Origin of the sequence: Mycobacterium sp. NPDC006124, assembly GCF_040614235.1 — a bacterium.
Lineage (GTDB): Bacteria > Actinomycetota > Actinomycetes > Mycobacteriales > Mycobacteriaceae > Mycobacterium.
Genome location: NZ_JBEXUA010000008.1, coordinates 94,761 through 116,010, shown reverse-complemented (window position 1 = coordinate 116,010; position 21,250 = coordinate 94,761). Strand labels below are relative to the sequence as shown.

Here is a 21,250-nt window from a genome sequence, read left to right as displayed (position 1 = left end):
CCCCGGTTCACAGCTGCGGGTGGGCGCTCATCGCAGGTTGTCTCGTCCCGCGCCAGCGGTCACCATCTGGACCGAATCGTCGTGCCTTCTGGCCCACCAGTAGACGGCTCGATACACCGACTGAATCCAACCCAGCAGTCGGCTGTCGCCGTGCACTTCGCCGACGTGCAGGATGAGTGTCGCCCTCAAGCTGTGCGGCGGGCACGGCAAGGTGGCGTGGTAGGACCGGTAACCGTTGAAGAGGTAGGCGTTCCCAGGCTCGAGTACTTCTGTCCGGGTGTTCTTCCGGCTCGCGAGCTTGCTGACGAATCGGCGGCGGTAGAAATCGTTTTGAGTGACGCACTTCTCGAGAATGTTCACGGCCACGGATCGCCGGTACGGCCTTCGATTGGGGCACAGCACCAGCTCGCCGGACGTGCCAGGCGCCGCTCTCGGGATGACGATCGGCACGACCAGGGTGACCGCCGTGCTGTCGTAGTGAAACCACAGCGATCTCGTCGACCTCGGAGGACCCATGACGAGTCGCAGTTCGTTCTCGATCCGCATCTGGGGCTGACCCTTCAACCGCGGAACGCACGCTGACGCCACTGCCCGCAGGAATGGCTCCAAACGCTGGTCGTTGACCAGCGGGTGAGCGAAGCTGCTCGGATCGCTGGCGAGATCGTCGATGAAGACTTCCTGGCTGGTGGCGGTGCGGGCGCTCCGTGTCACCGAGTCACGGGCCACTTCGAGCCACTCGTCGGCGATCACGCCGCGCAGACACGCCAAGCCCGTTGCGTTGATCTCTTCGGCAAGCGATGCGGTCGAGGCGTCGAAGCCCTGCAGGAGGGGCTGCCGCGATGCGGGTTGAGATCGTGTCGCGACGGCGGATTCGACGACGGTGTGCATGTCAGCCTCCAAGAAGTATGTGCCGGCCCACAATCTATTGCATCTCGGCCAAATTTGTAACTGAAGTGTGACGAGCAAACCAAAGCGTGTGTCATAAAACTCTTGCAAGCTGCAATTACCGTTTCCATGAGAATTAATGGCGAGTAGTCACACCATTGCCAAATGTGCAGTCGAGCGTCTGCACCGCGCGAAGTCGCACCGCCTTGACACCCGTCAAGTAGGGCCGTCGTAGCATCACTGCATGCAGATCCGCGACACCGCCGTAGCGACCCCCGACAAGCCGGCCATCGTCATGCATCCTTCCGCGACGGTGGTGACCTTCGGCGAGCTGGAGGCCAGGGCCAACCAGCTTGCGCACCTGTTTCGATCGGCCGGTCTGGTCGAGGGTGACGCCGTCGCGATGCTGATGGAGAACGGCGAGCACTTCCACGCGGTGATGTGGGCCGCGCGTCGCGCCGGTCTGTACTACGTGCCGATCAACACCCACCTCACCGCAGCCGAGGTCGCCTACATCGTCGAGAACTCTCAAGCGAAGGCCATCGTCGGGTCGGGCGGGTTGCACGACCTGCTCGCCGGGCTGGAGGCCGAGCTGCCCGGCGGGCTCCCTGCGGTGCGGCTGATCGTCGACGGGGAGCTGGCGGGTTGGCAGAGCTATCCCGAATGCGCCGTGGGAGAACCCGTCACGCCCATCGACGACGAGATCGAGGGTGACCTGCTGCAGTACTCCTCGGGCACGACCGGTCGGCCCAAGGGCATCAAGCGCGCTCTGACGCATCAGTCGCCCGCCGAGGTGCCAGGTCTGATGGCGGCGCTGATCGGCTTCTGGATGCGCCCCGACGCGGTCTACCTCAGCCCGGCGCCGCTCTACCACACCGCTCCGTCGGTGTGGTCGATGCAGACGCAGGCGGCCGGCATCACGACGGTCATCCTGGACAAGTTCACCCCCGAGGGTGCCCTGGAGGCCATCCAGGAGTACCGGGTGACGCACGGTCAGTTCGTCCCCGTCATGTTCACCCGCATGCTGAAACTGCCTGAGGGCGTGCGTAACTCGTATGACGTCTCCAGCCTGGAGCGAGTCATGCACGCCGCCGCGCCGTGTCCGGTGGAGATCAAGAAGCAGATGATCGACTGGTGGGGCCCGATCGTCGACGAGTACTACGCGTCATCGGAGGCCATCGGGTCGACGCTCATCAGCGCCGAGGAGTGGCTGACCCACCCGGGGTCGGTGGGCCGGGTGATGGCCGGCGCACTTCACATCGTCGACGAGGAGGGCAACGAGCTGCCCCCGGGTCAAGCCGGCGAGATCTACTTCGAGGGCGGTGCGGACTTCGAATACCTCAACGATCCGGACAAGACGGCGTCCTCACGGGACTCCCACGGCTGGAAGACGGTGGGGGACATCGGCTATCTGGACGCCGACGGCTATCTGTACCTGACCGACCGGCGCCACCACATGATCATCTCCGGCGGGGTGAACATCTACCCGCAGGAGGCCGAGAACATGCTGGTGACCCATCCCAAGGTGATGGACGCCGCGGTGTTCGGCATCCCCGACGACGACATGGGCCAGCGAGTCAAGGGCGTGGTGCAGACCGTCGACGCGGCCGATGCCACCGACGACTTCGCCGAGGAACTGTTGGGCTGGCTACGGGATCGCTTGTCCCACTACAAGTGTCCGCGGTCCATATCCTTCGAGGCGCAGCTGCCGCGTACCGATACCGGCAAGCTGTACAAGCAGGAGCTGATCACGAAGTACTCCCGCTAGCCAGAACGCCGCAGCGTCACCCGATAGGTGTACTGCTCGGGCAGGAAGTGGCTGACGGCCAGTTCCACCGGCGTTCCCGACGCGTCGGTGTACAACCGGTCGACCCGCAGCATCGGGTGGCCCCGGTCGCAGCCCAACGCCGCGGCGACCTCGTCGTCGGCCGTCGACACCGTGATCGACTGTGCCGCTTCGGTTATCGATGTGGCCAGGTGGGGCTCGGTCAGGCCGATCACGGTGCTGGTGCTCACGGCGCCGTCGGTCAGCTCCGGTGCGGTCAGCACCGCGGCGGCGACGAACTCCGGCAGATGCACGCGCGTCAACACGAACGGCACACCGGGGTCGGTGCCGTGCAGTCGCCGGAACGCGACGGTGTGCACGACGTCGTCGTCGAGCCGCAGCCGGCTGGCCGCCTCGACGTCGACGCGACGCCGCAACCCGGTGAGTACCTCCATGGTGGTGTCGTCGGACAGGCTCATCAGATCCTCGATGGAACCCAGCTGCCGCAGATAGCGGTGTCCGTCCTCGCGGGCGTAGGTGCCGCGTCCGGGCACCCGGTACACCAGCCCCTCGGCGACCAGGTCCTGGAACGCCCGCCGAACCGTCTGCCGCGACAGGCCGTGGCGGGCGACGAGTTCGGACTCGGTGGGCAGCCGAACGCCCTCGGGATAGGCGCCCGCGGCGATGTCGTCCCGAAGTGCCCGTCCCAGGGCCTGATACGCCGGTGGGGCGCGCACGGTCAGAGCCCGCCGCGAGCCACCAGTTGGGCCGCGATGACGTTGCGCTGGATCTCGTTGGTGCCCTCCCCGACGATCATCAGCGGCGCGTCGCGGAAGTAGCGCTCGACGTCGTACTCGGTGGAGTAGCCGTAACCGCCGTGGATGCGGACCGCGTTCAGCGCGATCTCCATGGCCACCTCCGAGGCGAACAGCTTGGCCATGCCCGCCTCCATGTCGGCCCGCTCGCCGCTGTCGTAGCGGTCGGCGGCGTGCAGCGTCAGCTGGCGGGCGGCGGTGAGTTTGGTGGCCATGTCGGCGAGGTAGTGGCCGACCGCCTGATGCTTCCAGATGGGCTGACCGAAGCTCTCCCGCTCCTGGGCATAGGCCAGCGCGTCCTCCAGCGCGGCGGTCGCGACCCCGAGTGCGCGGGAGGCGACCTGGATGCGACCGGTCTCCAGCCCCTTCATCATCTGGCCGAAGCCCTTGCCCGGCGTGCCGCCCAGCACGGCCGTCGCCGGCACCCGATAGTCGGTGAACGACAGCTCACACGACTCGACGCCCTTGTAGCCGAGCTTGGGCAGGTCACGCGAGACCTCAAGGCCGGGGCCGTGTTCGGCGAGCACGATCGACATCCCGCGGTGCTTCGGTTCGGCACGCGGATCGGTCTTGCACAGCAGGGCGATCACCCCCGAACGCCGAGCGTTGGTGATCCACGTCTTGGCGCCGTTGACGACCAGGTCGTCACCGTCGGGGCGCGCGACGGTGGTCATCGCCTGCAGATCGGAACCGCCGCCGGGCTCGGTGAGCGCCATCGTCGCGCGCATCTCACCGGTGGCCATGGCGGGCAGATACCGCTGTTTCTGCTCTGGAGTGCCGAACAGGTCGAGCAGCTTGGCGACGACGGTGTGCCCGCCCATCGCCCCGGCGAGGCTCATCCAGCCGCGCGCCAACTCCTGGGTGACCAGCACGTAGCACCGCGTGGAGACCGGCGTTCCGCCGTAGGCCTCGGGCACCGCCAGCCCGAAGATCCCGATGCGCTTCATCTGGTCGATCCACGCGTCCGGGTAGGTGTTGGCGTGCTCGACGTCGCGGACGGTCGGCTTGACGTCACGGTCGACGAACTCGCGCACCGTGGCGATCAACATCTGTTCTTCGTCGTTGAGTTCCATTTGTACGGCCATATTGACACGTCGTCGGCGAGACTGCCAGCATGTGACGCTGTGACTTTGTCCGGCCAAATATCAACCGCGCCGTACTTCGACGACCTGGCGGTTGGGCAGGTGTTCGACCGCGCGCCGTCGATGACGCTGACGCCGGGCACCGCCGCCGTGCACCAATCGATCCTCGGCGACCCGATGCGGATGCCGTTGGACGCCGCGCTGACCCGCGCCGTCACCGGCGCCAGCGCCCCGCTCGCGCACCCGGCGATGGTCAGCGACGTGGCGATCGGCCAGAGCACGCTGGCCACCCAGCGGGTCAAGGCGAACCTGTTCTACCGCGGCCTGGCCTACCATCGCTATCCGGTCATCGGCGACACCCTCTACACCCGGACCGAAGTGGTTGCGCTGAAGCAGAATTCGACCAAGCCGGGACGCGACCGCACGGGCCTGGCCGCGTTGCGGATGACGACGGTGGACCAAGACGAGCGCCTGGTGCTGGACTTCCATCGCTGCGCGATGCTGCCGTTGAGTCCGAACGCACCGGACACCGGCCACGCCGACGACCTCTCGACCATCGGTGCCGAGGCCGGGGTGCCGGCGGATCCGACCGCCGACTGGGACGCCGACGCGTTCCGGGCCCGCGTGCCCGGCCCGCACTTCGACCCCGATCTGGCCGGAGCGGTGCTGACGAGCACCGGCGACGTGGTCAGCAGCGCACCCGAACTCGCCCGGTTGAGCTTGAACATCGCTGCCACGCATCATGATTGGCGAGTCAACGGCCATCGGCTGGTATACGGCGGGCATACCATCGGCCTGGCGCTGGCCCAGGCTACGCGTCTGCTGCCCAACCTCGTCACCGTGCTGGGCTGGGAGTCGTGCGACCACACCGGACCGGTGCGCGAGGACGACACCCTCTACAGCGAGCTGCGCATCGAGGCAGTCGAGTCGCTGCCCGGCGGACGCGGCGGGGCGTTGACACTTCGCTCGCTGGTCTACGCCGTCGGGGAGCCCGACCGGCCGGTGCTCGACTGGCGTTTCCGGGCGCTGCAGTTCTAACTCGCGTCGCCGGTGGGGGCTAGCCGGTAGTGCGGATGGTGGCCAGCCTCGACGACGCCGACCCGAGGGTGGAGCAAGGTAGACGACGAGCCCGGATGGGCACATCATCTACCGAGGAGGCGCAGCCATGACCACGTCGACCACCCGCAGCACGCACACCCTGTCGCTGCTCGACGGCGAGATCGTCGAGGAGTCCGAGTTGGGCTCGATGCGGCGCGTCACCGCAGACGACCTGCCCATCCTCAAGGGCCTGTCCATCAAACGGGTCGTGTTGAACCCGGGTGCGATGCGCACCCCGCACTGGCATGCCAACGCCGACGAACTCACCTACTGCATCTCGGGCACCGCCCTGGTGTCGATCCTCGACGACGGCAGCACGTTCTCCACCTTCATCGTCACCGCGGGGCAGATGTTCCACGCGGCGTCCGGCTCGCTGCACCACATCGAGAACATCGGCGAGGACGCCGCGGAGTTCATCATCGCGTTCCGCAACGAGCGTCCCGAGGACTTCGGCTTCGGCGCCACCCTGGGCGCCTTCTCCGACGCCGTGCTCGGCAACACCTACGGCTTGCCGTCGACGGACTTCGCCAATATCCGCCGGAGCACCGCGGACCGTAAGTTGGCCGCCCGCACCGGTGATCCGGTCGTACCCGCCGGCGCGTACTTCAGCGATCCCCACAAGTTCGACGTCGAGGCGCAGCCGCCCAGCCTCAACTACGTCAGCGGCAGCGCCCGCTTCGCTCGCGACCAGTACTGGCCGGCGCTGAAGAACATCTCGATGTACTCCCTGCGCGTCACCGAGGACGGCATGCGGGAGCCGCACTGGCATCCCGTGACCGCCGAGATGGGCTACGTCCAGCATGGCGACGCCCGCATGACGGTGATGAATCCCGATGGCACGCTCGACACCTGGAACATGACCACCGGCGACATGTACTTCATCCCGCGGGCCTATCCGCACCACATCGAGAACATCGGCCACGACGACTGGCACTTCCTGATCTTCTTCGACCAGCCGTTCCCCGCCGACATCGGCTACCGTGCCTCGGCCAGTGCCTACTCCCGCGAGGTGCTCGCCGCCGCGTTCGACACCCATCTCGACGATCTTCCGACGTTCCCCTTGACCCCGGCCGACCCGCTGGTCGTGCAACGGGTGAATCCCGTCGACCCCCGTTAGTCCCCCGCTCAACCGAGAGGCACCACAATGGCATTCGTCACCACCTCCGACGGCACCGACATCTTCTACAAGGACTGGGGTCGAGGTCAGCCGATCGTCTTCAGTCACGGCTGGCCGTTGTCGTCAGACGACTGGGACAACCAGATGCTGTTCTTCCTGGCTCAGGGGTATCGCGTCATCGCCCACGACCGGCGTGGCCACGGCCGCTCCACCCAGACCCCGGGTGGGCACGATCTCGACCACTACGCCGATGATCTGCACGCCGTCGTCGAGCACCTCGACCTGCACGACGCGATCCACGTCGGGCACTCCACCGGTGGTGGTGAGGTGGTCAGGTTCCTGGCCCGCCACGGCGAGTCCCGAGCGGCCAAGGCGGCCATCATCAGTGCGGTGCCGCCGTTGATGGTGCAGACCGAGGCCAACCCGGAAGGCTTGCCCAAGAGCGTGTTCGACGGTCTACAGGCCCAGCTCGCAGCGAACCGGTCGGCGTTCTACCGCGCGCTGCCGTCCGGCCCCTTCTACAACTTCGACGAGCCGGGCGTCGAATCGACCGCGGAGTACCGAGAGGCCGTCGTCGAGAACTGGTGGCGCCAAGGGATGATGGGTGACGCGCTGTCGCACTACGACGGCATCGTGGCGTTCTCCCAGACCGACTTCACCGAGGATCTGAAGAAGATCACCGTGCCCACCCTGGTGATGCACAGCGTCGACGACCAGATCGTGCCGTACGTCGCGGCCGGTCCGAAGTCCGCCGAGCTTCTCCAGAACGGCACGCTCAAGACCTACCGCGACGGGTTCCCGCACGGCATGCCCACCACGCACGCCGACGTGATCAACGCCGACCTGCTGGCCTTCCTCGAGGGCTAGGCACCTCGCCCATCTGAGTATTGGGAAATAAACTCAGCTGGTCGAGGCTTGGACTCGAACATGGAGCACTTCACCTTCGGCCGCAACAACGGTCTGCGCGTGTCCGCCCTCGCCCTCGGCGCCGGAAACTTCGGGACTCGATGGGGGTACGGCGCCGACGCCGAGACGTCCCGTGCGTTGCTCGACCGCTTCGCCGATGCCGGCGGCACGGCGATCGACACGGCGGCGAGCTACCAGGTCGGCGAGTCCGAGGAGAACCTCGGGCGCATGCTGGCGGGGCGCCGTGAGCGATTCACCATCGCCACGAAGTTCGCCATCGGCGGTGCGACGCCCGACGGCAGCGGGGTGCTGCAGACCGGCAACGGGCGCCGCGCCATGTTCCGTTCGGTCGAGGACAGTTTGCGCCGCCTCGGCACCGACTACCTCGACCTGCTCTACGTGCACTTCCCCGACTTCGTCACCCCGGTCGAGGAGATCGTCCGGGCGTTCGACGACCTCGCCAGCGCGGGCAAGATCCTCTACGCCGGGCTGTCGAACTTTCCGGCCTGGCTCACCGCCCGCGGGGTGACGCTGGCCGAGGTCCGCGGCTGGACGCCCATCTCGGCCGTGCAGTTCGAGTACAGCCTCGTCGAGCGCAGCGGCGACCGCGACAACCTGCCGATGGCCGAGGCGCTCGGCGTCGGGGCCGCCCTGTGGTCACCGCTTGGCGGCGGACTGCTGACCGGCAAGTACCGCAGCAGCGCTGCGGGCCGGCTCACCGAGTGGAATCGGTTGGTGCACGCCGAGGACGAGCCCGTGAAGGCCGCGACGGTCGACGCCGTGCTCGACGCTGCGGGCGAGCTTGGCGTGCCGCCCGCGCGGGTGGCCGTCGCATGGCTGCTGGAACGCGCGAGGCGGTCACCGACGGGCGTGATGCCCGTGATCGGTCCACGCACGGTCGAGCAGCTCGACGACTATCTGGCAGCCCTCGACGTCGACCTGGGTGCCGAGATCTACGACCGGCTGGACCAGGCCAGTGCCATCCCACTCGGGCAGCCGCACGAGCAGAACGCCGCACGGCGCACCACCACCCTCGGCGGCGACGGTTTCAGGACGAGGCCGATTCGGTCCGCGTGAGGTGCGACTGCAGCCAGGTCACCTGGCTGGCGAAGAACCGTCGTGACACCGGCGCCTTGGAGGCGACGCCATCGAAGCCGTGGTACGCCCCCGCGACGACCTCGACGTCACACGGCACCCCGGCCGCGGTGAGGCGTTCGGCGTAGGCCAGGTCCTCCCGGTGGAAGAGGTCGTTCGTGCCGACTCCGATCCACGCCGGCGGCAGCCCGCTCAGATCTGAGTTCCGCGCGGGCACTGCCACATTCGGGTCGGCGTCGCCGAGATAGCTCGACCAGCCGTAGCGGTTCGACTTCTGCGTCCACAATCGGTGGTTTCGGTCGTCGAGTCCCTCCTGGGTGCCGGAACGGTCGTCGAGCATCGGGTACACCAGCAGCTGCGCCGCGACGCTCACCTCACCCCGGTCACGAGCCAGCAGCGCCAGGGCGGCGGCCAGACCGCCGCCCGCGCTGGCACCGCCGATCGCGACCCGGGTGGGGTCGACGGCGGTCAGCTCGGCCAGCCAGGTGAGTGCGCGGTAGCAGTCCTGCAGCGGGATCGGGTACGGATATTCGGGCGCCAGGCGGTAGTCGACGGCGACCACCGTGGCGCCCAGGTCGCGCGCGAGGCGTCGGCAGAGGTCGTCGTCCTGCGCCGCGCTGCCGATGACGTAGCCGCCACCGTGAATCCACAGCAGCGCAGGGCCTTTCGGCGTCTGCACCGGCGCTCGGTGCAGGCGCACGCGCACCCCGGAGGTCAGTCTGAGCACCTCGACGTCGGCGGGCGTGCGCCGACCCATCAGGCGGTCGACGGCGCGGAACACCGGCAGCGATCGCGGGGTGATGGGGCTGCGGGGCAGCAGTCGGGCGGAGCGCGTCAGGTCGGGATGGAAGTCGGCCACGACGCCGACCCTACTGATCCCGGTCGTCGAGCAGGGCCTCGAAGGCCACCCTGTCACCGCGGTACAGCGAGCGCACCACTTCGATGGGCCGGCCCTCGGTGTCCACCGACCGCCGATGCAGTCTCAGCATCGGCATGGCCGTGGTCGACTCGAGCAGACCTGCCTCGCGCGGGGACGCCAGCACCGTCTCGACCCGTTCCACCGCCCTGCCGAACGTGACGCCCGTGGCCCGGATCGCGGCGTAGAGCGACGTGGTCGGGTCGAACGTCTCGGTGAACGCGCCGAATCGGTGCCGGGGCAGGTAGGTGCTCTCCAGCCCGATGCGCTGTCCGTCGGCGAGCAGGACGCGTTCGAGGTGCATGACCGCGTCTCCGGCGGCGACGTCGAGGGCCGCGGTGAGGTCCGGCGTACCCTCCACGTCCTCCCAGGTGACCAGGATGCGGCCTGGCTTACGGCCCATCTGAAGCGCGCCCTCGGTGTAGGACTTGAGCGAGAGCGGTTGCACGAGTTTGGGTTTGGATACCACCGTGCCGCGGCCGCGGCGCTCGACGAGACCCTCGACCAAGAGCTCGTGCACGGCCTGGCGCACGGTCTCCCTGGCGACGCCGAATCGAACGGCCAGTTCGCGCTCGGGCGGAAACGGATCGCCTTCGACGAGGCCGTCGAGCACCTCTCCGAGGGCGGTGCGGATCGCGTACGGCTTGCTCATCGCGACGCCCGCCGGTGCACCACGCGGTCGGCGACGGCGAGCACGTCCTCGATCGTCACCGCCGTCGCGTGCGGATCCTTGGCGGCGTCGTCGTAGCGCCGCAGCCGCACCGCGTCGGGCCACCAGGGGTGGGTGAGCAGCGTGGGGTCGACGCCTGCGCCGCCCTGGGCGCGCAGCGAGGCGACCGACGTCGGACTGAGCGCGGCACCGTAGGCAGGGTCGGTCGCCGCCAGAAACCGCTTGGCCGCAACGTGCTGGCCCGCAAGCCAACCCACCCGCTCACCGAACCTGGGTGTCAGCCACTGCCGGGCCACCTCGTCGTGCCTCCTGGCCGCCGACGCGTCGAACATCGGGCTGCGCGCGATGTCGTGCAGCGCGGCGGCGAGCACCAGTTCGTCGTCGGCACCGTCGTCGACCGCCCGGGCCGCCGACTGCAGCGCGTGGTCCAACTCGTCGACGGCCTCCTCGTCCCAGACGCCGCGCAACGACGAGAGCAGGCGGGCGGTGTCGGTGATCGCGTCCACGGTTGCCAGCATACCCTCGATTGGTCTATACCAATTGTTCATCTGCCGTTCCGGCCCTCATCACCGGAGCTTCCGCAGGTCGTATCCCCGAGTCTGAAAGGTCATCCACCATGCGCGTCACGATCATCGGCGGCGGAATCCTCGGAACCGCCCACGCCCTGGAGGCGGTTCGGCGCGGACATCACGTCACCCACCTCGAGCGCGAGACCGAGGCCCGCGGTGCGACCGTGCGCAACTTCGGACTGGTCTGGGTCTCCGGCCGGAGCGAGCACGAACTGGCCGCCACGCTGCGGTCGCGCGAGCTGTGGGAACGCATCGGCGAACGGATCCCCGGCGTCGGCTTCCGGCCGACCGGCTCGCTGACGCTGCTGCGCACCCCACTCGAGGTCGCCGTCGCCGAACAGGTCGCAGGCCGCCCCGATGCGGGCGACCGCGGGTTCGAGCTGCTCGACCCGGACGCCGCGCGGGCTCTCAACCCTGCGCTGCGCGGCACGTTCTTGGCCGCCCTGCATTGCGAACGAGATGCCGCGGTCGAATCTCGTCGGGCGATGCCGGCCATCCGCGAACACCTCGCGGCGACGGGCGAATACGTCTTCCTGGCCGGCACCGAGGCACGCTCGGTCGACGGCACGACCGTGCGCGACGACCGCGGCCGACGTCACGACGGCGACATCGTCCTGATGTGTCCGGGTGCCGCCCATGGCGGTCTGACCCGCGAGATCGCCGGAGACCTGCCGGTGCGGCGTGTGCGGCTGCAGATGATGCAGACCGATCCGCTCGGCGAACCGCTGAGCACCGCCATCGCCGACGGCGACAGCTTCCGCTACTACCCGGGCTTCGCGGGCAGTGCACTGAACGCGTTGCGGGACGGGGAACCCCAGGATCTCGTCGCAGCGCAGGGGCGGATGCAACTGCTGTGCGTGCAGCGTCTGCACGGTGGGTTGACCATCGGCGACACCCACGAATACGACGAGCCCTTCGCCTTCGACGTCGACGACGCGCCCTACGACTACCTCGCTGCGCGCGTCGAGGAGTTCCTCGGCCGCCCCCTGCCGAGGGTCCGCCGCCGGTGGGCGGGCGTGTACAGCCAGTGCGTCGACCCCGGGGACCTGGTGTGCCGCAGCGCGGCCGCCGACGGGGTGTGGGTGATCACCGGCCCGGGCGGCCGGGGCATGACGCTCGGACCGGCCATCGCCGAACAGACCGCCGATCTGATCGAACTATGAGGAAGCAGAGCATGATTCAACTCGCCGTACTCGACATGGCAGGAACCACGGTGGCCGACGACGGCCTGGTGCTCGGCGCCTTCGAAGCCGCCGCGACGGCCGCGGGCATCCCCGCCGACGGCCCCGAGCGCGAGCACGCGCGCCAGTACGTGCTCGACACGATGGGTCAATCGAAGATCGTGGTCTTCAGAAACCTCTGTGGCACCGAGGAACTCGCGCAAGACGCCAATGCCGCCTTCGAGAGTGCCTACGCCGCAGCCGTCGACGACGGTCACGCCAGGGCGGTCGACGGGGCCGCCGAGGCCATCGCACGCCTGCGCGACGCCGGTGTCAAGGTGGCGCTGACGACGGGCTTCAGCGGTGCGACCCAGGAGAAACTGCTCGCCGCACTGGGTTGGCAGTCGATCGCCGACATGGTGTTGGCCCCCGGTGCCGGGGTACGCGGGCGCCCGTATCCCGATCTCGTGCTGACCGCCCTGATGCGCCTCGGCGTCGACCGGGTCGCCAACGTGGCGGCGCTCGGCGACACCACGAGCGACATCGAAAGCGCCTTGCGCGCCGGATGTTCCATCGCCGCGGGCACTCTCACGGGCGCCCACGACGAGAAGCAGTTGTACGACGCCGGAGCCACCCACGTGGTGCCGACGGTCTCCGAGTTCGCCGACCTGATCCTCGACCACCAACGCTAGGACGCAGAGATGACACTTCGAAAGACCCTGGCGGCCCTGACCGCCGCGACCCTCGCCGTCACCCTGACGGCGTGCGGCGGCACCGGATCCTCCGGCTCGGGAACGGGTGAGACCGTCACGGTCTACAGCGCCGACGGTCTGGCCACCTGGTACAAGACCCAGTTCGACGCATTCACCAAGAGCACAGGCGTGAACGTCGACCTGGTGGAAGCCGGCTCCGGCGAGGTGGTCTCGCGCGTCGAGAAGGAACAGTCCAACCCGCAGGCCGACCTGCTGGTCACCCTGCCCCCGTTCATCCAGAAGGCCGACCAGTCGGGGCTGTTGCAGCCCAGCGGAGTCGACGCCAGTGGCATCGCCGCTGACCAGGTGGGTCCGGACGGTCACTACCTGCCCGTCGTGGACAACGCGCTGAGCTTCATCGCCAACCCCGGGGCCAACCCGCCACCGGTCAGCTGGACCGACCTCCTGTCGCCCCAATACGAGGGCAAGCTGCAGTACTCGACACCGGGACAGGCTGGTGACGGCACCGCGGTACTGGTCCTACTGCAGCACCTGATGGGGAAGCCCGCAGCGATGGAGTATCTGAAGAAGTTGCAGGCCAACAACGTTGGCCCGTCGTCGTCCACCGGCAAGCTGCAGCCAAAGGTGAGCAACGGCGAACTGCTGGTCGCCAACGGTGACGTGCAGATGAACCTCGGCTCCATCAAGGACGACGGTTCGAAGTTCACCGTCTTCTTCCCGGCAGCCGCGGACGGCACCAAGACGACCGTCTCACTGCCCTACGTCGCCGGCGTCGCCAAGGGCGCACCGCACGCCGACTCGGCCAAGAAACTGCTGGCCTTCCTGGTCTCCGAGGACGTCCAGAAGACCGTGGCCCCCGAGGCGCTCGGCATCCCGGTGCTCACCTCGCTGGCCTCGTCTGGCCAGGCGGCCGCACCCAACACTCCGGCCGCCGTCCTCGACGGCGTCACCGTGTGGGTGCCGGACTGGAACGCGGTGCTCACCGATCTCGACGCCGACGTGGCCGCGTACCAGAAGGCCACCGGTAGTTGACGATGGCCGACATCAAGGCGACTCGACGGTCCCGGACCGCTCAGCCGGCCGTCGTCGACGCGCCACCGGCGATCGTCTTCGACCGCGTCGGCGTGGCCTACGGCCGCGGCAGGAAGGCGACCGCGGCGCTCGTCGACTTCAATCTCCGCGTCGCGGCGGGTGAGACGGTGGCGCTGCTCGGACCCAGTGGATCCGGCAAGTCCACCGCGCTCAACGCGCTGGCGGGCTTCGTGCGCCCCACCACCGGGGCGGTCCGCCTCGCCGGTCGCGACGTCACCGACCTCTCGCCGGCCCGGCGCGGCATCGGGGTGGTGTTGCAGTCCTACGCGCTGTTTCCGCACATGCGGGTCGCCGACAACGTCGCGTTCGGTCTGAAGTCGCATCGGGTGCCACGCGCGCAGATCGCGTCGCGGGTCGCCGAGGCACTGGACATGGTCGGCATGTCGGCCTTCGAAAGCCGGTTGCCCCGTGAGCTCTCCGGAGGCCAGCAGCAACGGGTCGCCATCGCCAGGGCCCTGGCGATCCGCCCCGCCGTGCTGCTGCTCGACGAGCCGTTGGCGGCGCTGGACGCCCAGTTGCGGCAATCGATGCTGACCGAACTGCAACGGCTCAAGGAGGCGCTGCCCGACACCGCGATGCTCTACGTCACCCACGATCAGAGCGAGGCACTGGCTCTGGCCGACCGGATCGTGGTGATGAACCAGGCGCGCCTGATGGACGTCGGCACCGCGAAGGACCTGTGGGCCCGCCCGCCGAGCAGCTTCACCGCGGCGTTCCTCGGTGGTGCCAACCTGATTCCCTGCACGGTCGGGCGGGTCATCGGGACGACGGCGCTGGTGTCCGTCGCGCACCAGACACTCGGCGCCGAGGCTCCGCAGCCGGCGGTGGGCAAGGTGGACTGGGCGCCGGGATCGCCGGCGCTGCTGTGCATTCGACCGCATGCGGTCAAGGTCGTCGGCCTCGGCGATCGCGACGCCCTGCGGGCGCGGGTGAGCGCCGCGGTGTGGCGCGGGGCCAGCACCCGGCTGGTGGTGTCGGTCCACGGACTGCCCGACCGACTACTCGACGTCGACGTCCCCGGCGCGGTGACCTACGACCTTGGAACCGAGATCGGACTGCGATTCCCCGAACCTGCCGGCGTGTTGGTGCAGTCCCCGTGACGGCGTTGCTCGAACCGGTCTCGGACGCTGAGCCGAGGTCGGCCGCGCGACGGTCGGCGGCGGTGTGGTGGACGCTGCCGCCGCTGGTGATCGTGCTGCTCGCCGCGGTCTACCCGCTTGTTCGGGTCTGCCTTGAGTCGACGAAGGGCGTTGGCACGCAGAGTAGTTGGGCAATCGTGCTGTCCTCGGCGGCCTTTCGCGACGCACTGTGGCGAACCGTCGCGATCGCCGCCACGTCGACCCTGGGTTGTCTGGTGCTGGGCACGTTCCTCGCCGTCGTGCTGGCCTTCGTGCCGTTCCCGGGCAGCCGCCTCGTGGGTCGGTTGATCGACACCGTGTTGGCGTTGCCGTCCTTCCTCATCACCTTGGCGTTCACCTTCCTCTACGGCACCGCCGGCGCGGTCAACGCCGCGATCGCCACCGCCACCGGGGATCGCACGCCGGTGCTGGACGTCCTCTACACACCGACGGGCGTCATCGCCGCCGAGATCACGTTCTTCACGCCGTTCGTCATCCGGCCGCTGCTGGCCTCGTTCGCGATGCTGCCCAAGGCGCACCTCAACGTGGCCGCCAGCCTCGGCGCGTCACCGTGGCGCGTCTTCGCCTCGGTGATCATGCCGGAGGCCTGGCCGGCGTTGACCGCAGGCGGCAGCCTCGTCCTGTTGTTGACGCTCAACGAGTTCGGCATCGTCCTGTTCACCGGCGCCAAGGGCGTGACCACGCTGCCGGTGCTGATCTACACCCGGGGCATCGTGACGTTCGACCTGCCGGGTGCGGCGGTGATCGCCACCGTGCAGATCGCGCTGTCGTTGACCCTCTACTGCGCCTACCGCATGATCTTCGCCCGCACGAGCACCCGACGAGGAGGGACCGGCGATGTTGTCGTGGAACCGGCGCGGTAGGGCAGTGCTGCTCGGCCTCTTCGCGGTGGTCGTGACGATCGTGTTCGTCGCACCGCTGGCAACGGTCGTACTGGCCGGGTTGGCCGGCTCGTGGACCGGTGCGCTTCCGTCAAACCTCGGGCTCGTCCACCTTGGCGACGCACTGTCCGGCGAGAACGTGGCGAGCCTGTCGGTCAGCCTGCAGACCGCCGTCGTCGCCGGCGCGCTGGCGCTCGTGCTGGGCACGTGGGCGGCACTGGCCTCGCGGGAGGCCCCACCCTGGCTGAGCCGGATCGTCGACGCCGTGTTCCACCTGCCGATCGCCGTGCCGTCGGTGGCGCTGGGACTCGGCCTGGTGATCGCCTTCAACTCCCGACCGCTGTTGCTCGGCGGCACCCGGTGGATCGTGATCCTGGCGCATGCGGTGCTGGTGTTGGCGTTCGCGTTCAGCGCCGTCTCGGCCGCGCTGGACCGCCTCGACCCCGGGTACCGCCAGGCGGCGCAATCCCTTGGGGCGGGGCCGGTCCGGGTGTTGACGAGGGTGACGCTGCCGCTGCTGTTGCCAGCGCTGGGCGCAGCCGCCGGCCTCGCGGTGGCCCTGTCGATAAGCGAACTCGGCGCGACGGTGATGGTCTATCCGGCGGCGTGGAAGACGTTGCCCGTCACCATCTTCGCGCTCACCGACCGTGGCCAGGCCCTTCAGGCGGCGGCGAGCACGACCATCCTGCTGTGCGTCACACTGGTGGCGTTGACGGCGGTGGGGCGCATCCGCTCCGCGGCCGCCGTGCGCTGATCAGCCCGCTGCCGGCGGCGCGGGTTCCGGCGGCACGTACCCGGGCAGCGTGATCGGCGGCAGACCGGGGATCTCCAGGATGCCCGGCGGTGAGGCGGTGCTGGTCTCACTCGGTGGCGTCGCCGGACCGGGAGGCGGTCCGAGCGGCGGTGTCGTGGCCGTGGTTGGCGTCTCCGACGGGGGTGCCACCGTGGACGTCGGTGCCTCCGTCGTCGACGCCGTGGTCGTCGGGGCGGCGGGAGGCGTCTCGGACGGCGGTGGACCGATGGGGACCAGCGGCTCCTCGTAGACCGGCGGCGGTGCCGGGTCCGACGTGCTCGGCGGCGGTGGTGGCGGGGGAGGAGGCGGCGCTACCGGGAGCGGGGGCAGATCCGCGGGCGAGGACGTGCGCACGCTGCCCGTGCGCGGCGCCCAGCCCTGCTCGGCGGGCTTGCCGATGCCGCATGACACCTGCCTGCTGCCGGCGGCCCAGCTGACGGCCGACACCGGATCGAACCCCAGGGACAGTCCGGAGGTGCTCAGCCGGGCCGGGGCGAGGTAGGCGTCGGTGGCGCGCGTGCAGGCCTCGGTGATGAACGAACGCTGCTCGGCATCCGACGGCAGGCCGCCGGTGAACCGCTCGGCCAGGTTGGCCGAGCCGGTGACCTCCAGGCCGTGCGGGGCCGAGCAGTCGACGGGGATGTCGGTGGACCGGCTCGACCCGTCGAGGCCCAGACAGGTTCCGGGCACCCAGATCTTCGACTGGTCGAGTTCGACGATGCGCCCCTTGAAGGGCGTCGGCTTGCCGTCCTTGCCCAGCAGTTGCAGGCCGCACAGCAGATTGCGGGCGCCGGTGTTGGTGCCGTCGGCGTCACCGGCCCAGAGCACGCTGATGGTGAACCGGCTGTTGGGGTCGTAGTGGGTGCCGAGGTACTCCCGCACCGCGAGCTGGCACGGCTCCCCGAAGCCGTTCATGTCGACGGGTTTGGCCACTTCGAACATGTGGTCGGAGCGGCATTGCACGAAGGAGGGCTTGTCGGGGGCGTCCGGAGGCCAACTCAGGCAGGTACCGGTGCCGGCGTTGCTGAACACGATGCTGGCGCGGCTGCCGCCGTCTGCCGTCCGGGGCGCCTCCGGGGTGGACGTGAGCAACTGGATGACGCCGCCGACGAGCAGCACGATCATCACCAGGGTGAGGATTCCGCGGCGATGTGCGCGCGTCTGCAGACGCTTGGCCTCGTCGTGCGGCCCGGCGCCGGCCTGGTCGAGGGCGGCCAGCACGGATGCCAGGTCGGGGGCGCCGGTCTGCGGGTTTCTCACCGTGCCGGACTCCGTCGAGGTGCCGGCACGTACCCGCCTCTCACGATCTCACTCTCCACGACGATGGACTGGCCGGATGTGCAAGCCACTCGTCAAGCGTGGCACAGGCGCCCAGGGGACGCCACGTCTGCGGCCGTACCGTGACCAGCTTCGACGTCATTCCGTGTCTCGGTTGGCTGTGAGTCGGCGCGATTCCTGGCACGTTCTCGTGGGCCCGGGTGTCTACTGAGGATCGAACCCAGCTTCGGCTCGACGACGACGCGAGGTAGGTGTCATGGCACGTATCGACCTGACTGCCAAGATCCCGCTGATCGGGATGTCCATGGTGTTCCTGGCGATGGGAATCGTCGCCGTCACCGCCTATTTGCACGTGGGGTGGTGGTCGATCCTCGGGTACGCGATCGCCGCCGTCCTGGCCGTCTTCGGCTTCGCGTTCACCTTCCGTGACATCAACGACACCTCCAAACCGCCGCCGGTGGTGCCGCCGTCGAACGGGGCGACCCGATGAGTACCGAACCGACGCAGGGCACCCCCAGACAGGACGAGTACGACAACTCGGCGTTCACCACCGAGGACGCCGGCTACGAGAAGGGCCTCAAGCCGCGTCAGCTGCAGATGATCGCGATCGGCGGCGCCATCGGCACCGGGCTGTTCCTGGGGGCCGGCGGCCGGCTCGCCAGTGCGGGACCTGCCCTGTTCCTCGTCTACGCCTTCTGCGGTGTGTTCGTGTTCCTCATCCTTCGGGCACTCGGCGAGCTCGTCCTGCACCGGCCGTCGTCGGGGTCGTTCGTGTCCTACGCCCGGGAGTTCCTGGGGGAGAAGGCGGCCTTCGTCGCGGGGTGGATGTACTTCCTGAACTGGGCGATGACCGCGATCGTCGACTCCACCGCCATCGCCACCTACTTCCACTTCTGGAAGGCCTTCGCCGACATCCCACAGTGGACGATCGCCCTCATCGCGCTGGCCTTGGTGCTCGGCATGAACATGATCTCGGTCAAGGTGTTCGGCGAGCTGGAGTTCTGGGCGGCGCTGATCAAGGTCATCGCCCTGGTGACGTTCCTGGTCGCCGGCACGATCTTCCTGGCCGGGCGATACAAGATCCAGGGCCAGGACACCGGTTTCAGCGTGATCAGCGACCACGGCGGCCTGCTCCCCACCGGGCTGTTCCCGGTGGTCATCGTCACCTCGGGCGTCGTATTCGCCTATGCCGCAGTCGAACTCGTCGGAACCGCGGCCGGTGAGACGGCCAACCCGGCGAAGATCATGCCGCGGGCCATCAACTCCGTCATCGCGCGCATCGCGCTGTTCTACGTCGGCTCGGTGTTCCTGCTCGGGCTCCTGCTGCCGTACACGTCCTACAAGTCCGGCGAGAGCCCGTTCGTCACCTTCTTCTCCAAGATCGGGGTCGACGGCGCCGGCACGATCATGAACATCGTGGTGCTCACGGCGGCGTTCTCGAGCCTCAACGCCGGCCTGTACTCGACCGGGCGGATCCTGCGGTCGATGGCGATGAACGGCAGCGCGCCCAAGTTCACTTCGCTGATGAACAAGCGCGGCGTGCCCTACGGCGGCATCTGCCTGACCGCGGTGATCGGGTTGTTCGGCGTGCTGCTCAACGGCGTCGTGCCGGCGCAGGCGTTCGAGATCGTGTTGAACGTGGCCGCGCTGGGCATCATCGCGTCCTGGGGCACCATCGTCATCTGCCAGATCCAGCTGTATCGCTGGTCGAAGAAGGGCATCTTGGAGCGCCCGTCGTTCCGGCTGTGGGGGACGCCGTGGACGGGGTACGCCACGCTGGCGTTCCTGGTGGGGGTGCTGGTGTTGATGGCGTGCGATCCGCCCATCGGCACCTGGACGGTCGCGTCCCTGATCGTCATCATCCCCGCGCTGGTCATCGGCTGGTTCGCGGTCCGGTCGCGGGTGCTGGCCGTGGCGCAGGAGCGCGAAGGGTTCACGGGCAAGTACCCGGTGGTCGCCAACCGGCCCGCACCGGGCGAGGACGAGTAGCGAGTAGACATATTCCGCGGAGTGTCGTGTGTCCCAGCTAACCGGGGTACTCTCGCGAAATGACGGCTCGACCGGATACCCGGTACCCCGGACCCACCCTGACCACGCGCATGAGGTGGCTGATGAAGGCGGGGCCGGCCGACTATCTGTTGGCGATGAGCGTCGCCGCGACCTCCCTGCCCGTGATCGGCAGGCACCTCGAACCGCTCGGCGGTGCGACGGCGATGAGCATTTGGGGGGTGCGGCACACGCCGGACTTCGTCGGTGCGGCGGTCAAGTCCTGGTTCACCCCCGGCATCGGCGAGGTGAAGAAGCAGCAGCGTGACGCCACCGCGTCGGTCACGCAGGCGGCGCTGCAGGGTGTGGTGCCCGCCGAGGACCTCGAGATCGCGTGGCCAGCCCCCGAGCGCACGCCGCCGGTGTGGAAGGCCCTCGAACACCGACGCAGCGTGTACCGGTCGTCGGTTCGCTACGGGGACAGTCCAAGTCAGCTGCTCGACGTGTGGCGGCCCAAGGAACTTCCCGTGCAGCCCGCGCCGGTGATGATCTTCCTGCCCGGGGGCGCCTGGGTGCACGGCGGCCGGATCCTGCAGGGTTACGCGCTGATGTCGCACCTCGCCGAGATGGGTTGGGTGTGTCTGTCGATCGACTATCGGGTCGCCCCGAATCATCCCTGGCCCCAACACATCACCGATGTCAAGACGGCGATCGCCTGGGCGCGGGCCAACGTCGACAAGTTCGGCGGCGACCGCAACTTCGTCACCGTGGCGGGCACGTCGGCCGGCGGCCACCTCGCCGCGCTGGCCGGGCTGACCGCAGGGGACCCGGAGATGCAGCGCGACCTGCCCGAGGGGTCGGACACCTCGGTCGACGCGGTCGTGGGCATCTACGGCCGCTATGACTGGGAGGACCGCTCCACCGTCGAGCGGGCGCGCTTCGTCGACTTCCTCGAACGGGTCGTGGTCAAGCGCAAGATCACCCGGCACCCGGAGGTCTTCCGCAAGGCGTCCCCGATCGCTCGTACCCACGCCGACGCACCGCCCTTCCTGGTGATCCACGGCAGCGGCGACACCGTCATCCCCGTCCAGCAGGCCAGGGACTTCGTCCAGAAGCTTCGCGCGGAGTCGCGATCGGTGGTCGGGTACGTGGAGTTGCCCGGCGCCGGGCACGGCTTCGACATGACCGACGGTGCCAGGACCGGGTCGACCGCGACGGCAATCGGCCTGTTCCTCAACGAAGTTCACCGAAACCAGATCCTCGCGGGTACGAAGGCGGTTGTATAGCGGC

The 21,250-nt window shown here is 68.7% G+C and carries 21 protein-coding genes; 14 read left to right on the top strand and 7 right to left on the bottom strand.

The window, feature by feature from the left end; genetic code table 11:
- Positions 1–27: 27 nt before the first annotated feature.
- Entirely contained in the window at positions 28–888 is an 861-nt protein-coding gene (locus tag ABZ195_RS17835; RefSeq protein WP_355220011.1) for a hypothetical protein, read from the bottom strand.
- A 241-nt stretch (positions 889–1,129) separates the two neighbouring features.
- Here ABZ195_RS17835 and fadD4 point away from each other — a divergent pair, with 241 nt between their 5' ends.
- The gene (gene fadD4 / locus ABZ195_RS17830; protein ID WP_355220009.1) at positions 1,130–2,653 is read left to right on the top strand and encodes a fatty-acid--CoA ligase FadD4; all 1,524 of its coding nucleotides are present in this window, start codon (positions 1,130–1,132) and stop codon (positions 2,651–2,653) included.
- Here fadD4 and ABZ195_RS17825 read toward each other — a convergent pair.
- Positions 2,650–3,387: a GntR family transcriptional regulator gene (locus tag ABZ195_RS17825; RefSeq protein WP_355220008.1), complete on the bottom strand. Its 738-nt coding sequence runs from the start codon at positions 3,385–3,387 to the stop codon at positions 2,650–2,652. The two genes, fadD4 and ABZ195_RS17825, sit on opposite strands and share 4 nt — an antisense overlap.
- 2 nt (positions 3,388–3,389) lie before the next feature.
- Entirely contained in the window at positions 3,390–4,550 is a 1,161-nt protein-coding gene (locus tag ABZ195_RS17820; protein WP_355220006.1) for an acyl-CoA dehydrogenase family protein, read from the bottom strand.
- Positions 4,551–4,670: 120 nt separating this feature from the next.
- Here ABZ195_RS17820 and ABZ195_RS17815 point away from each other — a divergent pair, with 120 nt between their 5' ends.
- The 4 genes from ABZ195_RS17815 to ABZ195_RS17800 all read left to right on the top strand — a co-directional run bounded on the left by ABZ195_RS17815 (position 4,671) and on the right by ABZ195_RS17800 (position 8,745).
- Positions 4,671–5,585, top strand: a complete 915-nt coding sequence (locus ABZ195_RS17815; RefSeq protein WP_355220338.1) for an acyl dehydratase — start codon at positions 4,671–4,673, stop codon at positions 5,583–5,585.
- A gap of 127 nt (positions 5,586–5,712) precedes the next feature.
- Entirely contained in the window at positions 5,713–6,762 is a 1,050-nt protein-coding gene (locus ABZ195_RS17810) for a cupin domain-containing protein (RefSeq protein ID WP_355220004.1), read from the top strand.
- Positions 6,763–6,789: 27 nt separating this feature from the next.
- Positions 6,790–7,629: an alpha/beta hydrolase gene (locus ABZ195_RS17805; protein ID WP_355220002.1), complete on the top strand. Its 840-nt coding sequence runs from the start codon at positions 6,790–6,792 to the stop codon at positions 7,627–7,629.
- A gap of 48 nt (positions 7,630–7,677) precedes the next feature.
- Positions 7,678–8,745 (top strand): aldo/keto reductase, encoded by a 1,068-nt coding sequence (locus ABZ195_RS17800; protein WP_355220000.1) that lies wholly within the window; start codon positions 7,678–7,680, stop codon positions 8,743–8,745.
- On the opposite strand, the gene ABZ195_RS17795 is transcribed toward ABZ195_RS17800, so the two are convergent.
- Genes ABZ195_RS17795 through ABZ195_RS17785 form a run of 3 tightly spaced genes read right to left on the bottom strand, consistent with a single transcriptional unit; the run spans position 8,717 to position 10,855 of the window.
- Complete coding sequence (locus tag ABZ195_RS17795; RefSeq protein WP_355219998.1) at positions 8,717–9,622, bottom strand: alpha/beta hydrolase; 906 nt, start codon at positions 9,620–9,622, stop codon at positions 8,717–8,719. The genes ABZ195_RS17800 and ABZ195_RS17795 overlap by 29 nt on opposite strands.
- 10 nt (positions 9,623–9,632) lie before the next feature.
- On the bottom strand, positions 9,633–10,331 hold the full coding sequence (locus tag ABZ195_RS17790) for a GntR family transcriptional regulator (RefSeq protein WP_355219996.1): 699 nt from the start codon (positions 10,329–10,331) through the stop codon (positions 9,633–9,635).
- The gene (locus ABZ195_RS17785) at positions 10,328–10,855 is read right to left on the bottom strand and encodes an HD family phosphohydrolase (RefSeq protein ID WP_355219994.1); all 528 of its coding nucleotides are present in this window, start codon (positions 10,853–10,855) and stop codon (positions 10,328–10,330) included. Before ABZ195_RS17785 ends, ABZ195_RS17790 begins: the two co-directional genes overlap by 4 nt.
- Positions 10,856–10,965: 110 nt before the next feature.
- Here ABZ195_RS17785 and ABZ195_RS17780 point away from each other — a divergent pair, with 110 nt between their 5' ends.
- The 6 genes from ABZ195_RS17780 to ABZ195_RS17755 are packed head-to-tail and all read left to right on the top strand — an operon-like array spanning position 10,966 to position 16,657.
- Positions 10,966–12,081, top strand: a complete 1,116-nt coding sequence (locus ABZ195_RS17780) for a TIGR03364 family FAD-dependent oxidoreductase (protein ID WP_355219992.1) — start codon at positions 10,966–10,968, stop codon at positions 12,079–12,081.
- A gap of 11 nt (positions 12,082–12,092) precedes the next feature.
- A complete protein-coding gene (locus ABZ195_RS17775) occupies positions 12,093–12,770 on the top strand; it encodes a phosphonatase-like hydrolase (protein ID WP_355219990.1) in 678 nt (225 codons plus the stop codon).
- A gap of 9 nt (positions 12,771–12,779) precedes the next feature.
- A complete protein-coding gene (locus tag ABZ195_RS17770; protein ID WP_355219988.1) occupies positions 12,780–13,823 on the top strand; it encodes a 2-aminoethylphosphonate ABC transporter substrate-binding protein in 1,044 nt (347 codons plus the stop codon).
- A 2-nt stretch (positions 13,824–13,825) separates the two neighbouring features.
- A complete protein-coding gene (locus ABZ195_RS17765) occupies positions 13,826–14,983 on the top strand; it encodes an ABC transporter ATP-binding protein (RefSeq protein ID WP_355219986.1) in 1,158 nt (385 codons plus the stop codon).
- Positions 14,980–15,885, top strand: a complete 906-nt coding sequence (locus tag ABZ195_RS17760; protein ID WP_355219984.1) for a 2-aminoethylphosphonate ABC transporter permease subunit — start codon at positions 14,980–14,982, stop codon at positions 15,883–15,885. Before ABZ195_RS17765 ends, ABZ195_RS17760 begins: the two co-directional genes overlap by 4 nt.
- Entirely contained in the window at positions 15,860–16,657 is a 798-nt protein-coding gene (locus ABZ195_RS17755) for an ABC transporter permease subunit (protein WP_355219982.1), read from the top strand. The genes ABZ195_RS17760 and ABZ195_RS17755 overlap by 26 nt, the downstream gene beginning before the upstream one ends.
- On the opposite strand, the gene ABZ195_RS17750 is transcribed toward ABZ195_RS17755, so the two are convergent.
- The gene (locus ABZ195_RS17750; protein WP_355219980.1) at positions 16,658–17,956 is read right to left on the bottom strand and encodes a septum formation family protein; all 1,299 of its coding nucleotides are present in this window, start codon (positions 17,954–17,956) and stop codon (positions 16,658–16,660) included.
- A 274-nt stretch (positions 17,957–18,230) separates the two neighbouring features.
- Here ABZ195_RS17750 and ABZ195_RS17745 point away from each other — a divergent pair, with 274 nt between their 5' ends.
- Genes ABZ195_RS17745 through ABZ195_RS17735 form a run of 3 tightly spaced genes read left to right on the top strand, consistent with a single transcriptional unit; the run spans position 18,231 to position 21,246 of the window.
- Entirely contained in the window at positions 18,231–18,464 is a 234-nt protein-coding gene (locus tag ABZ195_RS17745) for a hypothetical protein (protein WP_355219978.1), read from the top strand.
- On the top strand, positions 18,461–19,963 hold the full coding sequence (locus ABZ195_RS17740; RefSeq protein WP_355219976.1) for an amino acid permease: 1,503 nt from the start codon (positions 18,461–18,463) through the stop codon (positions 19,961–19,963). Before ABZ195_RS17745 ends, ABZ195_RS17740 begins: the two co-directional genes overlap by 4 nt.
- 59 nt (positions 19,964–20,022) lie before the next feature.
- On the top strand, positions 20,023–21,246 hold the full coding sequence (locus ABZ195_RS17735) for an alpha/beta hydrolase (RefSeq protein ID WP_355219974.1): 1,224 nt from the start codon (positions 20,023–20,025) through the stop codon (positions 21,244–21,246).
- Positions 21,247–21,250 lie beyond the last annotated feature (4 nt).

Excerpts from the sequence above, each read along its gene's own strand:
- ABZ195_RS17835 (WP_355220011.1), bottom strand. The coding sequence starts at position 888 with ATGCACACCGTCGTCGAATCCGCCGTCGCGACACGATCTCAACCCGCA.
- fadD4 (WP_355220009.1), top strand. The coding sequence starts at position 1,130 with ATGCAGATCCGCGACACCGCCGTAGCGACCCCCGACAAGCCGGCCATC.
- ABZ195_RS17820 (WP_355220006.1), bottom strand. The coding sequence starts at position 4,550 with ATGGCCGTACAAATGGAACTCAACGACGAAGAACAGATGTTGATCGCC.
- ABZ195_RS17815 (WP_355220338.1), top strand. The coding sequence starts at position 4,671 with ATGACGCTGACGCCGGGCACCGCCGCCGTGCACCAATCGATCCTCGGC.
- ABZ195_RS17810 (WP_355220004.1), top strand. The coding sequence starts at position 5,713 with ATGACCACGTCGACCACCCGCAGCACGCACACCCTGTCGCTGCTCGAC.
- ABZ195_RS17805 (WP_355220002.1), top strand. The coding sequence starts at position 6,790 with ATGGCATTCGTCACCACCTCCGACGGCACCGACATCTTCTACAAGGAC.
- ABZ195_RS17790 (WP_355219996.1), bottom strand. The coding sequence starts at position 10,331 with ATGAGCAAGCCGTACGCGATCCGCACCGCCCTCGGAGAGGTGCTCGAC.
- ABZ195_RS17780 (WP_355219992.1), top strand. The coding sequence starts at position 10,966 with ATGCGCGTCACGATCATCGGCGGCGGAATCCTCGGAACCGCCCACGCC.
- ABZ195_RS17775 (WP_355219990.1), top strand. The coding sequence starts at position 12,093 with ATGATTCAACTCGCCGTACTCGACATGGCAGGAACCACGGTGGCCGAC.
- ABZ195_RS17770 (WP_355219988.1), top strand. The coding sequence starts at position 12,780 with ATGACACTTCGAAAGACCCTGGCGGCCCTGACCGCCGCGACCCTCGCC.
- ABZ195_RS17765 (WP_355219986.1), top strand. The coding sequence starts at position 13,826 with ATGGCCGACATCAAGGCGACTCGACGGTCCCGGACCGCTCAGCCGGCC.
- ABZ195_RS17755 (WP_355219982.1), top strand. The coding sequence starts at position 15,860 with ATGTTGTCGTGGAACCGGCGCGGTAGGGCAGTGCTGCTCGGCCTCTTC.
- ABZ195_RS17745 (WP_355219978.1), top strand. The coding sequence starts at position 18,231 with ATGGCACGTATCGACCTGACTGCCAAGATCCCGCTGATCGGGATGTCC.
- ABZ195_RS17740 (WP_355219976.1), top strand. The coding sequence starts at position 18,461 with ATGAGTACCGAACCGACGCAGGGCACCCCCAGACAGGACGAGTACGAC.
- ABZ195_RS17735 (WP_355219974.1), top strand. The coding sequence starts at position 20,023 with ATGACGGCTCGACCGGATACCCGGTACCCCGGACCCACCCTGACCACG.